Genomic DNA, 12,665 nt, shown 5'->3' with positions numbered 1-12,665 from the left:
TATTCCGGGCCGTGATGCCCCTCGGAGGCCCTTCAGACGCCTTCAACCACCTCTCTCGCCTGTAAGGCAAGTCACATCGAACGCCGTAAACCCCCTCTAACTTTGGGTGATTTCCACAGGTGAGAGATTCGTGAACTCCACCCGAACGGCCGTCGCGGGAGGCACGTCTTGCCGACAGCGGTACCCCTTCGTTACTGTCCCGGGGTCCCCATTACAGTCAGGTCACGAAGTAGGACACCGAGCGAACCACCCCCGAGGTTCGTTCACCGGGTTCCCCCGCCCGTAGTCCTCGATCTGATTCCCCGACGATGGAAGGCCCTGTCTTGGCTTCACACCGCTCCCCCGGCGGCCAAGCTCCTTCCCCGGCATTGAAGGACGCACTGGAAGGTGCGGTCGTTCGTGTCCGGGGTGCGCACCGCATCGCCCCGCCCTCTTCGGCCCTTCGAGGCCGTGTCGTGGTTGCCGCCGTCGCGGCTGGTGCGTTCGCCGCTGCTGCTGCGGGCTCGACTCTCAAGACAGTCACCGATTCCGACACCGCCGTGACTCCCCTGGCCAACAGCCAGGACGCCAGCGCTTCGCTGACCGCGGGAGGTGCGGGCTCCGGGGGTGCCCCGGAACTCCTGCCGACCGGCCACACCGTCGACGCCTCCGCCGAAGCCGCGAAGCTGGCCGACAGCGCCTCCATCACGCAAGCCCGTGAGCAGCGCGAAGCCGACGCAGCCAAGAGGGCCGCCGAAGAAGCCAATCGCCCCAAGACCTGCCTGCCCGCGCACGGCACCTTCACCTCGGGCTTCGGTGCCCGGTGGGGCACGAGCCACCTCGGCATCGACATCGCCAACTCGATCGGCACCCCGATCTACGCCGCCTCCGACGGCACCGTGATCGAGGCCGGCCCGGCCAGCGGTTTCGGCCTCTGGGTCCGGATCCAGCTCGACGACGGCACGATCCAGGTCTACGGCCACATGAACAGCTTCTCCGTCAAGGAGGGCCAGAAGGTCAAGTGCGGCCAGCAGATCGCCGAGATCGGCAACCGCGGCGCGAGCACCGGCCCGCACCTGCACTTCGAGGTGTGGCAGGGCGGCACCAAGAAGATCGACCCCCGGCCCTGGCTGGCCGCGCGCGGCATCGTCGTCTGATCCGCTCGCTCCCCGCGCGGGAGCAAGCCCCACCCGCGGAAACCCGGCCGTAGAGCGACCATCCGCTCCGGCCGGGACAGCGCGGGCAACGGCAGCCGCCGGCGAAGAGCGCTGAAGGCACGCGCTCCGCTGAGCCGCTCGTGCGTGGGAACCGGTCACGAGATCAAGGTTCGCCACGGCGAGCCCACCGCAAACCCCCGGATCGGGTACGTCTCCGCTCTCCGGCGAAGGCGACTGAGCTGACTGAGACGACCGAGGCGACCGGACGACATCGAGCGGTCCGGGCAAGATCGCTTCCCCGCGAGCGCCGGCCGCGCGGAAGCTCTTCGGGTCCCACCCGAGCCCGAGACCGAACGCGTCCGTCACCAGAAGCGCCCCAGGCCGGGCCGAAACCCGCCGGACGACCGGGAACCACTTCCGAGCCGGGAAAACCGCCCACAGGCGCCTCAGCGCCCGGAACCGCCTACCGCTGCCCGCCCGGCAGGCGCCGGATGAAGTACGCCACCGCGACCTGCCACACCGGGCACAGCCCCGCGGGCCTGCGCACCGGCAGCCAACCCCAGGGCACAGGTCCCCCTGCGCCCCCCGCGGAGCGGACACGCGCGGCATTCCGAGCCCTGGTCGTCCAGCGGCGTCCCCGGCCGCAGGAATCACAGCGCCTACAGGAACAGCGCCAACAGGTGACGCATTGCCCGTCCGTACCGAGCTCGTGCTGCCTGAGCAGCGCGCGCCAGGCGGCGGCCAGCCGGCACGCCTCCGCTCCCGCACGCGAAGGAATTCCTGAAGCCCCCGAAGGCTCCCGACCCCGATCCGGAACCGTCGACTCCAGGACTCCTCGCAGGTATTTCTGTACCCCTTCGGCCAGGAGCCCAAACAGCACCGCGTCCACACCGCACTACCCCCTCGTCGAACTCGTGTTCGATTACGGGATCAGTTGTAGCGGGTGGGTACGACGATTCCGGCGGCGATCGCGAGGATCGCCGCCGGATTCACCCGTCCGAGTGGGCTAGAGCTTCACCATCGGGACGCTGCCGATGAGCATCAGGCGGACCTTGCCGGCCGCGCCGAAGTCGATCGTCGCCGTGGCGCGCGGGCCGACGCCGTCGCAGGAGATCACCGTGCCCAGGCCGTACTTGTCGTGGCTGACCCGGTCGCCGACGTCCAGCTTCAGCGCCACCGTGTCCTTCCAGCCCTTGCCGAACGACGGCGTGCCGGAAGAAGCCGGTGCAGAAGACCGGCGGCCGCCCCAGGTGGTCGCCGCCCGCGGTGTCCCCCGCGAGCCGGCACCGAACGAGCCGAAACCGCCGCTGGAGGGCTCCAGCCGCCGCCAGTCGACGAGGTCCGGCGGCAGTTCGTCGAGGAACCGGGAAGCCGGGTTCATCGACGGCTGGCCCCACGCCGAGCGCGTGATCGCCCGCGAGACGTACAGGCGCTTCCGGGCCCGCGTGATCGCGACGTACGCCAGCCGCCGTTCCTCGGCCAGCTCCGTCGGGTCGCCGAGTGCCCGCATGTGCGGGAAGACGCCGTCCTCCCAGCCGGTGCAGAACACCACCGGGTACTCCAGGCCCTTCGCGGTGTGCACGGTCATCAGCGTGACCACACCCGCGCCGCCGTCGCCTTCGTCGCCGCCGTCGGGCGAAGGCACCGAGTCGGCGTCCGCCACCAGCGACACACGCTCGAGGAAAGCCGGCAGCGAGCCCGGCGCCGGGACGCCGTCCTCCACGACCAGCTCGGCGTTCTCGTCCGCGACGACCGCGGCGGTGATCTCGGTGAACTCCCGCGCCACCGTGACGAGCTCGTCCAGGTTCTCCACGCGCGTGTGGTCCTGCGGGTCTTCGGACTCCTCGAGCTCGGCGCGGTAGCCGGTCTTGTCCAGCACCGCTTCGAGGACGTCGTGCACCTCGGCGCCCTCGGACACCAGGGCACCCAGCTCGTCGAGCAGCGCCACGAACCCGCCGATCGCCTTGACCGAGCGCGGGTTCAGCAGCGGCACCTTGCCCTCGACGGCGTCCCGCAGCGCCTGCGCGAACGAAATCCGCTCGCGCTCGGCGTGTGTCGCCACGACGGCTTCCGCGCGGTCGCCGATGCCGCGCTTCGGCACGTTCAGCACGCGCCGCAGGCTGACCGTGTCCTCCGGGTTCGCCAGCACGCGCAGGTACGCGATCATGTCGCGGACTTCGCGGCGCTCGTAGAACCGCACGCCGCCGACGACCTTGTACGGCAGGCCGAGCCGGATGAAGATCTCTTCGAAGACCCTGGACTGGTTGTTGGTGCGGTAGAAGACGGCGACGTCGGAGTAGTCGGCTTCGCCCTTCTCGGCCAGCGCGTCGATCTCGCCGGCGACGAACGCGGCTTCGTCGTGGTCGTTGTCCGCGACGTAGCCGACGATCTTCTCGCCCTCGCCCGAGTCGGTCCACAGCCGCTTCGCGCGGCGGTTCGGGTTCCGCTCGATGACGGCGTTGGCCGCGGACAGGATCGTCTGCGTGGAGCGGTAGTTCTGCTCCAGCAGGATGGTGTGCGCGTTCGGGAAGTCCCGCTCGAACTCCTCGATGTTGCGGATCGTCGCGCCGCGGAAGGCGTAGATCGACTGGTCCGCGTCACCCACGACGACCAGCTCGGCCGGCTCGACGCCCGCTTCGTTCGGCACGGTCCCGGCCAGCTCGCGGACCAGCGTGTACTGCGCGTGGTTCGTGTCCTGGTACTCGTCGACCAGCACGTGGCGGAACCGCCGCCGGTAGTACTCGGCGACGTCCGGGAACGCCTGCAGCAGCGAGACCGTGCGCATGATCAGGTCGTCGAAGTCGAAGGCGTTGGCCTGGTTGAGCCGCCGCTGGTACTCCACGTAAACCTCGGCGACGCGGCGCTCGAGGTCGTTGCCCGCGTTCGCCGCCGCCGTCTCCGGGTCGGTGAGCTCGTTCTTCAGGTTCGAGATGTGCACGGCGAGCGTGCGGGCGGCGTAGCGCTTCGGGTCGATGTCGAGATCCCGCGCCACCAACGTGATCAGCCGCTTGGTGTCGTCGGAGTCGTAGATGGAGAAGCTCGACGACATGTCCAGCGTCTTGGCCTCGCGGCGCAGGATCCGCACGCACATCGAGTGGAACGTCGACACCCACATCGCGTTGGCGCGGCGCCCGACGAGCGCGGCGACGCGCTCGCGCATCTCGGCGGCGGCCTTGTTGGTGAACGTGATCGCCATGATTTCGCCGGGGTGCACCCGGCGGTGGCCGAGCAGGTAGGCGATCCGGCGGGTCAGCACCCGGGTCTTGCCCGATCCCGCGCCCGCCACCACCAGCAGCGGGCCACCGGCGTGGGTGACGGCTTCGCGCTGGGCGGGGTTCAGGTCGTCGAGCAGCTCGGCCTGCCCGCCGGCGGCGGGCTTGCGCACAGGGGTCGCGGCGGGGAGATCGAAGAGGGTGTCCATCGTGCGTCCACGCTACCCCGGGCGGGCCGGGGCCCGGCACAGTCGTCGGTGTGGGGATGCCGGGTGTCGCCGCGACGTCGTGAACGACTCGTTCCTGACGTCGGACGTCATGAACGAGTCGTTCACGGCGTCGGACGCGGTGGGCTACCGCAGCGGGCGTAGCGGAAGGTGTCGCCTGGCAACCGACGCGCGGCGGGGCGGGCGCGCGGAGCATCGGCGGACATGGAAACCACCCACACCGCCCGTGTCCGGGCCGCCGACGCCGACCGCGAGCGCGTCGCCACCGTTGTCCAGACCGCCGGTTCCGAAGGCCGGCTCACCCTCGACGAGGTCGAAGAGCGCCTCACCCGCGTCTACGCCGCCCGGTTCACCGACGACCTGACGGAGCTCACCGCCGACCTGCCGCGGCCCGCGCCGCCGCGGCCCGGTTTCCCGCTCACCCGGGATGCCCTGCGGCGGCACCCCGCGCTGCGCGTCCACCTCGCCGTGGTGGTCGCGGTCGCGGTGCTGGTGATCGTCCGCTGGGCGGTGCTGGGCGCGGGATTCTTCTGGCCGGCGTTCCCGTTGTTCTGGCTCGCGGTGAGCGTCCTGGTGCACGCCAGGGCCCGCTCGTTCCGGGAGCGCGCCGGCGCCGCTGTGCCATACTGATCGTGTGCGGCACCACGCGGGACGATTTTTCACGGGATCCGGACTCCGGCTCCCGTGATCGCGTAGTGCCCGAACAGCCATCACGTCAGCCCCGGAGTCCACGGACCCGGGGCTTTCGCCGTCCCTGGGGCCGGGTCCGCGATTCGAGGAAGAGGTCTCGATGAACGCGAAAACGACCAACGCCGACGGCCAGCCCGCCGAGGAAACCCCCGCCGGTGACGACATCGCGTCGCTCCGGCAGGAGATCGACTGGCTGGACAAGGAGATCCTCCGGCTCGTGAAACGCAGGGTCGCGGTGTCCAAGACGATCGGCGCCGCGCGGATGGCCGCCGGCGGCACGCGCATCGTCTACAACCGCGAGATGGACGTGCTCGCGCGCTACCGCGAACTCGGCCCGGAAGGCCGTCAGCTGGCCATGGCGCTGCTGAACCTCGGACGCGGGCGGCTCGGCCGGTAACAGTCGCGGGAATTCGGGGACTTCCCCGAGGCACCGGCGGCCCGGCTGCGGGCAGACTGGGGACATGGACTGGCTCGTGAACCTCATCGCCGTCATCGTCGCGCTCGCGAGCGTGCTGGCCGCGCTGGGCCATGTGGGGTATCTGGCGCTGCTGAACAACGCCGCGGGTAAGCGTGCCGGGGGTGCTCCGGTCGCGCAGTACGTCCGCAGCCGGTGGGCCGTTGCCGGCGGTACCACCGCGGCTTCGCTGTTCGCGTGGTTGCTCACGTCCGGGGGTACGGGCCTCGACATCGTGGCGATCATCGTCGCGGCCGGTAGCGGCGCGGTGGCGACGAAGGCGCTGCAGTCCACGCGCGACCGTTACCGTTCGGGCGGCTGAAGGCGCTGAACTGCGCCGACTTCGCTGCGTGAAACTTCGCAGCGTAACCTTCGCCCGTTCGGTCGCGCCCGACCGAGTGAAACCGCTGCAACTTGCAGGTTTGGGGGCGACTTTCGCCGCCGGATGCTTTTACTGTTGACGCCGTGAGGACCCTTGCGTCTGGGTCGGGTGATGCCCGGCGGAGGACGCGCGGGGGCACCGGCCCCGCGCGCCCACTGTCGCGTGCGCGTGCATTTGCGCAGGATTCCGAACAGGATTCCGCGCGTGAGGGTGCTCCGATCGGGTCGTTCCCGGGCCGAACGGCGTCAGGACCCCGGGGCCGGATGGTCGAGCCCGCATGAGCAATGGCACGGAGTTCCCCGGACGCGCCGCGGCGCCCGCGCATCCCGGCCGGCACCGGCGCGGCGGCGCGGAGAGCTGGACGCCCCCGCTGCCGCAGCACCGCCCCGTGCGGCACCACGCGGCCGGCTCGCCGCCGGCCGACCCGCCGATGTCGGGCTCGCTCCCGCTCCCCCAGCCGTCGCTGCCGCAGCCCCGTGACCGGCGGCCCGCGCCGCCGCTGTTCCCGGCCGTGCACGGCAGCCTCCCGCTCGACGGCTTCGAGGCCGGCGGCTGCAAAGACCGCTTCAAAAACAGCTTCGAAGACGACGGCGCCGAGGCGCCGCTCACCGAGTCCCGCGCCGACCAGGCCGCCCGCCGCACCCGCGTCTCGCTGGCCACCCCGGCCCCGCGCCGCACGGACCTCGATGACGACGACGTCCGCATCTACCCGGCCCCGCCGATCGACGGGCTGGGCGGCTTCACCATCGGCTCGGTGCCCGCGTCGGTGACCCCGCCGAAGACCTGGCGGAAGGCGGCCTGGTTCGCCACCGGCGCGTCCGGGGCCGTGGTCGTCGGACTGCTGTGCGCCGGGTCGTTCCTGGTCGGCAAGCCGCCGATGGATCAGGCCGTGCAGGGCGCGTGGCCCGGCTACCAGGGCGCGCCGGCGCTCGTCGACCCGACCGGCGAGCACCGTCCCCCCTCGGAGGGCGGGTCCGCGGCGGGGCCGGAAACCGCGTCCCGGCCGGCGAACGCCGCCGGGAAGACCAGCGGCGGCGGTGGGGCCGGCCCGGTCGACGGCGTGGTGCCCCCGCCCGCCGGCAGCGACGACGGCACCACCGGGCCGGTGGCGCCGACCGACGCGGTTGCGCCCAGCGCCGCCCCGGCGAAGCCACCGGTCACGCCCGCCCAGCGCGAAACCCCGGTCAAACCGCCGTGGTGGTACTCCTTCCCGCCGGACGCCCAGACCATGGGGGACAACTCGGAGAGGTTCTTCAACACCGTCACGACCGACCCCGGCGCGGCTTCGTCGGTGACCACCGGCGAGCTCCACGACCAAGGACCGCGGGCGCTCGCCCAGCGGTACGCCGGCATCGCGTACTTCGAGGTCAAGAAGGTCAGCATCGACCAGCAGCGCGGCGTCACGGTGAACACCGTCGAGGTGACCCACACCGACGGGACCAAGACGACCGAGGTCCGCACGCTGACCTTCGGAGACGGCGACAAGATCACCGCTGACGGCCGGTAGTCAAACCCGCACGTGCGGTTTGCCCGTTCTGATGCACGTGCGATGCGCCGAGCGGTTATGCCTGGTCCGGGTGGGTGACATAAGCTGCCGCTCGTCGTGTCGCGACGGCATTCCGGCGACAGAGCCTGGTGGTCGCCGTCCGCACAGGGTTACCTGACGACAGCGGATCCGGAACCGGCCACGAACCGGCCAACCGGACCAACGGGCATCCGGCCGAACGGCCGAGTGGCCGTCCCCGGCACCCCAGAGCGAGGACTTTCGTGCTTGATCGGCAGCGCACACGGCGGGAATCACCCCACGCCGTCCGCGTCGAGGACGTCATCCCGGCCGAGATTCTCGACGGCGTCGACGACGCCGACCGCGACTATCTCGAGCAGGTCTTCCGCGACCCGCAGAAGTTCCTGCCGCCGCGGCCCGAGCCGGTCCGCGAGCCGGCGCAGGCCGAGGACGGCGGTGAGCCGGAGAGCCGGGTCGCCCGCCGCGCCAAGCTGGCCGGGCTCGTCACCGCCGGTGCGCTCGTCGCAGGCGCGGTGATCGCCGCGCCGATGCTGACCAGCTCGCACCGCGCCGCGTCCGGCGGCCAGTCGACGCCCGCCGGCTTCACCGGAGCCGCCGAGCTCGGCGGCCTCGCCGTGCCGCAGCACCAGGCCGGTGGCGGCTCGCCGGAGCAGAACGAGCCCGCGACGCCGGGAGCGCACGCCCAAAGCACCACGCCGGCCACCGCGCCCGCCCAGGGCCGTTCACCGGCCCACCGGACGCCGGGCCAGGCCGAGCCGGTGCCGGACAAGGCGGCCGACGCGCGCAGCGCGAGCCAGAAGATCCAGGCGGTCAAGAACTTCTACGCCACCGTCGCCCGGGATTCGGCGGGCGCACTGGCGCTGCTGAGCCCGGCGCTGGCCGACGGCGCGGCCGGCGAGCTGGTCCGCACCTGGAGCGCGATGGACGCCATCGACGTCCAAGAGGCCGACACGCAGATCAACCCGGACGGCTCGATCCTCGCGGTCGCCACTCTGCACCGGCCGGACGGCGCGATGGTGCGCGTCACCCAGCTGTTCCGGGTCGCCGACACCGGCAACCTGATCACCGAAGCCGAGCTCGTCTCGGCCCAGTACATGTAGCCCTCGGCGATCACCCCTTCACCCGTGGTTCAAGTGCCTGTACCGGATTCGTGTGCGCAGAGTGAGCGCCTAGCCTTGTCACGGGCCGGTCTCGGAAAAGCCGGCCCGCAGCCCACGACACGTGCATACGCTCCATCGAAGCGGCGTGCGCGTGGCCGCGTCACCAGGCACCGATCCTCACGCCCTGGTGAAGTCGGAGCCCAAAGGGAGGTCGCGTGAGCGACGAGGGTCGTCTGGTCGCCGGTCGATATCGCATCGTCGGCCGGATCGGCACGGGCGCGATGGGGGCCGTCTGGCAGGCGCAGGACGAGGTCCTGGGCCGCACCGTGGCCATCAAGCAGCTCCTGCTCCAGCCGCACCTGGACGAGCACGACAAAGAGGACGCCCGGCAGCGGACGATGCGCGAAGGCCGGATCGCGGCCCGGCTGCACCACCCGAACGCGATCTCGGTCTTCGACGTCGTCACCGACGACAACGGCCAGCCCTGCCTGATCATGGAGTACCTCAACTCCACCAGCCTGGCCACCGTGCTGCAGGAACGCCGCACGCTGCCGCCGACCGAGGTGGCGCGCATCGGCGCCCAGGTCGCCGCGGCGCTGCGCGAGGCGCACGCGGTCGGCATCGTGCACCGCGACATCAAGCCGGGCAACATCCTCCTCGGCGGCAACGGCGTCGTGAAGATCACCGACTTCGGCATCTCCCGTGCCAAGGACGACGTCACGGTCACCAAGACCGGGATGATCGCCGGCACGCCCGCCTACCTGGCCCCCGAGGTCGCGATCGGCGGCGAGCCCGGGCCGGAGTCCGACATCTTCTCCCTCGGCTCGACGCTGTACGCGGCCTGCGAGGGCCAGCCGCCGTTCGGGTTGTCCGAGAACACGCTCAGCCTGCTGCACGCGGTCGCGGCCGGGCAGATCAACCCGCCGCGCCAGTCCGGACCGCTGGCCAGCGTGCTGGCCGTGCTGCTGCACCCGGACGTCGAGCACCGGCCGACCGCCGAGGAGTGCGAAGAGCTGCTCGCCGCCGTCGCGCGCGGTGAGACGCCGCTCGGCGGCCCGGCGGAGGAGACCATGCTGGCGCCGTCCGCCGGTGTCCTCGGCGCGGCCGCCGTCGCCGACCCGAACGCGACCCAGATGTTCGACGAGGTCCCCGCCGGTCACTCGGGCACGCTGCTCGGCGACGCGGCGCCGACCCAGGCCGTGCCGTACTACGACGAGGACGACTACCCGGAAGCCACCGGCTACCCGGAGGACGACTACGACAGGTACGACCGCTACCCGGCGGACAACCAGCACGGGGGCGTGCCGCCCGGGCTGGCCGCGACCCGCGCCGTCCCGGTGCCGCCGCACGAGCAGGGCCCGTACGCGGACGACCAGTACGACGACTACGACGATTACGACGACGAGCCGGCCCCGCCGCCCCCGCCCCGGCAGCGCCCGCAGACCAGCCCCGCCGACGATGACGACGAGAAGCCCGGCGCGTGGAAGCGCCCGGCGATCCTCGGCGGCATCGTGGTCGTGGGCCTGGTCGCGCTCGTCGTCTGGCTGCTGAGCCCGAACAACCCGGCGGCACCGGCGGCGACGGTGCCGAGCACCAAGCCGTCACCGGCGGCGACGTCGGAAACGCTCCCGTCGACGACGGATCTGCCCACCTCCACGGTGGATCTGCCGTCGACGAAGCCGACCACGTCGAAGCGCACGACCACGCCGCGGAGCACCGAAGACACACCGACGCCGACCAAGCCCAGCACGAAGGCCACGACGTCGACTTCCGAAACGCCGCCGTCGCCCACCACCACTCCGCCTACCGCAACACCGACAACCACCACGCCGTGACCCGAGGTACGTCTTGAGTTCTGAAGGCACCATCGTCGGCGGCCGGTTCCGGCTGGACCAGCCGATCGGCCGCGGCCGCGCGGGCATCGTGTGGCTGGCGTTCGACACGCGGCTGTTCCGCACCGTCGCGATGAAGCGGATGTACCTGCCGGTCGGGGCCGGGGAGCGCGCCGAGCAGGCGCGCGCGGCCGCCATGCAGGAGGGCAAGGACGCGGCGCGGATCGAGCACCCGAGCGCGATCAAGGTGTTCGACGTGCTGCCGGACGGCCAGGACGTCTGGCTGGTGATGGAGTACATCCCGTCGCGCAGCATGGCGACCTTCCTCGCCGAGCACGGCAGGCTCACCCCTGACCAGGCGGCGCTGCTGGGCATCCAGCTCGGGAACGCCCTCGCCGCGATCCACGCGGCCGGGTTCGTCCACCGCACCCTCGAGCCGGGCACGGTGCTCCTGGCCGACGACGGCGGCGTGAAGCTCACCGACATCGGCATCAGCGGCGGCGGCCCGAGCCCGGCGTACGTGGCGCCAGAGGTCGCGCGCGGGCTGCCGGGCACGCCGGCCGCCGACGTCTTCTCCCTCGGCGCGACGCTCTACACCTCGGTGGAGGGCGTGCCGCCGTTCGGGGACGACGGCCAGTCGTCCGAACGGCCGCCGCAGAACGCGGGCGTCCTCACCGAAGCGCTGCGCAAGATGCTGCGCTCGGATCCGACGACCCGGCCGACGATGGCGGACACCGTCCGCTCGCTGAAGGCGATCACCGAGGGCCGTGAAACGGCGTTCATTCCGCCGACCGCGCCCGGGATGCCGCCGCCCCCACCCCCGCCGGCGCCGCCGTTCAACCCGGGGCTGGCGGCCGCGGGGCCGCCGGTGCCGCAGCCGCTTCCGCCGATGCCGCCGTCGGCTCCGCAGTTCCAGCAGCAGATCCCGGTCGCCCCGCCCGCACCCGGTTACTCCTCGGCCGAGGAGACCCAGCGGATGCAGCCGGTTCCGCCGCCGCAGGCAATTCCGCCGCACCAAGCAACTCCGCCGCACCAGGCAACGCAGTACGCGCCGGCGCCGGCCGCCCCGGCCCGGCCGGCCGAGGCGTGGAACCTGCCGGTGTCGAAGAAGGCGCTGATCACCGTGGCCGCGATCCTCGCGGCGGTGCTGGTCGGCATCCTTGTTTCGGAACTGTTCTTCGTCTAGGCCACTTCGTCTAGGCCACTTTGACGCTCGCCGCGCGCATCGCCGCCAGCAGCGTGCGGACGGCCGGGTGGCTCGCGGACCGCGAGGCGACCGCGGCGTGGATCGCGCGGACCGGCTCCGGGTTGCGGATCCGCCGGACGACCACTCCGGGGTGCTGGGCGCCGAGCCCGAGCTCCGGGATGAGGCCGACGCCGATGCCGGCGGCGACGAACCCCTGTGCCGTCTGGTAGTCCTCGGACTCCACGACGATGTTCGGCGTGAACCCGGCGGACGCGCAGGCGCTGTCCAGGATGTCGCGGCAGATCCCGGGCATGCCGTCCACGCCGACCCACGGCTCTTCGGCGAACTCCGTCAGGTCCAGCACGCGCTTGCGGGCCAGCGGGTGGGTCTTCGGCAGCACGGCCCGGTACGGGTCGTCGAGCAGGTGCACCAGCTCGACGCCCTTGGCGGGCGGGGTCCGGCGGGGGTAGACGGTGATCGCGACGTCGGCGTGGCCCGCCTCGACGGCCGCCATCGGGTCGTCGGGTTCGACGAGCTTGAGGTCGAGGTGCACACCGGGGTGCTCGCGGCGGACGGCGGCGATGGCGGGCGGGACCAGGGACGCGCCCGCGGTCGCGAAGTAGCGGATGGAGACGCGGCCGATGCGGCCCTCCTTGAGCTCGGTCAGCGCCGCCTCGGCCCGGGCGAGCTCGGTGCTCAGCGTCTCGGCGTGCTCGGACAGCAGCGAGCCCGCCGGGGTCGCCCGGACGCCGCGCCCGACGCGTTCGAGCAGTTCGGTGCCGGCCTCGCGTTCCAGCGCCGACAGCTGCTGGCTGATCGCGGAGGGCGTGTAGCCCAGGTTGCGGGCCGCGGCGGTGATCGACCCGCTGGTGATCACGGCGCGGAGGACCTGCATGCGGCGGACGTCGAGCATGCTCCGAT

General features: G+C 72.0%; 10 protein-coding genes. 8 read left to right on the top strand and 2 right to left on the bottom strand.

Annotated elements, in window-relative coordinates; genetic code table 11:
- Window positions 1–455: 455 nt before the first annotated feature.
- Complete coding sequence (locus tag A3CE_RS0127510; RefSeq protein ID WP_026468916.1) at window positions 456–1,136, top strand: M23 family metallopeptidase; 681 nt, start codon at window positions 456–458, stop codon at window positions 1,134–1,136.
- 1,006 nt (window positions 1,137–2,142) lie between these two features.
- On the opposite strand, the gene pcrA is transcribed toward A3CE_RS0127510, so the two are convergent.
- Complete coding sequence (gene pcrA / locus A3CE_RS0127505; RefSeq protein WP_020643313.1) at window positions 2,143–4,557, bottom strand: DNA helicase PcrA; 2,415 nt, start codon at window positions 4,555–4,557, stop codon at window positions 2,143–2,145.
- 222 nt (window positions 4,558–4,779) lie between these two features.
- Between pcrA and A3CE_RS0127500 the strand changes: the two genes are divergently transcribed.
- The 7 genes from A3CE_RS0127500 (at window position 4,780) to A3CE_RS0127470 (ending at window position 11,744) form a co-directional block, all read left to right on the top strand.
- Window positions 4,780–5,205, top strand: a complete 426-nt coding sequence (locus A3CE_RS0127500; protein ID WP_020643312.1) for a DUF1707 SHOCT-like domain-containing protein — start codon at window positions 4,780–4,782, stop codon at window positions 5,203–5,205.
- A gap of 160 nt (window positions 5,206–5,365) precedes the next feature.
- On the top strand, window positions 5,366–5,662 hold the full coding sequence (locus A3CE_RS0127495) for a chorismate mutase (RefSeq protein ID WP_020643311.1): 297 nt from the start codon (window positions 5,366–5,368) through the stop codon (window positions 5,660–5,662).
- Between the two features lie 64 nt (window positions 5,663–5,726).
- Window positions 5,727–6,041: a hypothetical protein gene (locus A3CE_RS0127490; RefSeq protein ID WP_020643310.1), complete on the top strand. Its 315-nt coding sequence runs from the start codon at window positions 5,727–5,729 to the stop codon at window positions 6,039–6,041.
- A 337-nt stretch (window positions 6,042–6,378) separates the two neighbouring features.
- Window positions 6,379–7,608, top strand: coding sequence for a hypothetical protein (locus tag A3CE_RS0127485; protein ID WP_020643309.1), 1,230 nt, complete (start codon window positions 6,379–6,381; stop codon window positions 7,606–7,608).
- 260 nt (window positions 7,609–7,868) lie between these two features.
- A complete protein-coding gene (locus tag A3CE_RS0127480) occupies window positions 7,869–8,726 on the top strand; it encodes a hypothetical protein (RefSeq protein WP_020643308.1) in 858 nt (285 codons plus the stop codon).
- A gap of 215 nt (window positions 8,727–8,941) precedes the next feature.
- Entirely contained in the window at window positions 8,942–10,561 is a 1,620-nt protein-coding gene (locus A3CE_RS0127475; RefSeq protein ID WP_020643307.1) for a serine/threonine-protein kinase, read from the top strand.
- Window positions 10,562–10,574: 13 nt separating this feature from the next.
- Window positions 10,575–11,744, top strand: coding sequence for a serine/threonine-protein kinase (locus A3CE_RS0127470; RefSeq protein WP_020643306.1), 1,170 nt, complete (start codon window positions 10,575–10,577; stop codon window positions 11,742–11,744).
- A gap of 10 nt (window positions 11,745–11,754) precedes the next feature.
- Here the strand turns inward: A3CE_RS0127470 and A3CE_RS0127465 are convergent, their stop codons facing one another.
- Window positions 11,755–12,657 carry a LysR family transcriptional regulator gene (locus tag A3CE_RS0127465; protein WP_020643305.1) on the bottom strand — a complete coding sequence of 301 codons (903 nt, stop codon included), beginning with the start codon at window positions 12,655–12,657 and terminating at the stop codon, window positions 11,755–11,757.
- Window positions 12,658–12,665: the final 8 nt, after the last annotated feature.

This window comes from Amycolatopsis balhimycina FH 1894, assembly GCF_000384295.1.
Taxonomy (GTDB): domain Bacteria; phylum Actinomycetota; class Actinomycetes; order Mycobacteriales; family Pseudonocardiaceae; genus Amycolatopsis; species Amycolatopsis balhimycina.
This window is presented reverse-complemented; position numbering and strand designations above follow the sequence as displayed.

Excerpts from the sequence above, each read along its gene's own strand:
- pcrA (WP_020643313.1), bottom strand. The coding sequence starts at position 4,557 with ATGGACACCCTCTTCGATCTCCCCGCCGCGACCCCTGTGCGCAAGCCC.
- A3CE_RS0127500 (WP_020643312.1), top strand. The coding sequence starts at position 4,780 with ATGGAAACCACCCACACCGCCCGTGTCCGGGCCGCCGACGCCGACCGC.
- A3CE_RS0127495 (WP_020643311.1), top strand. The coding sequence starts at position 5,366 with ATGAACGCGAAAACGACCAACGCCGACGGCCAGCCCGCCGAGGAAACC.
- A3CE_RS0127490 (WP_020643310.1), top strand. The coding sequence starts at position 5,727 with ATGGACTGGCTCGTGAACCTCATCGCCGTCATCGTCGCGCTCGCGAGC.
- A3CE_RS0127485 (WP_020643309.1), top strand. The coding sequence starts at position 6,379 with ATGAGCAATGGCACGGAGTTCCCCGGACGCGCCGCGGCGCCCGCGCAT.
- A3CE_RS0127465 (WP_020643305.1), bottom strand. The coding sequence starts at position 12,657 with ATGCTCGACGTCCGCCGCATGCAGGTCCTCCGCGCCGTGATCACCAGC.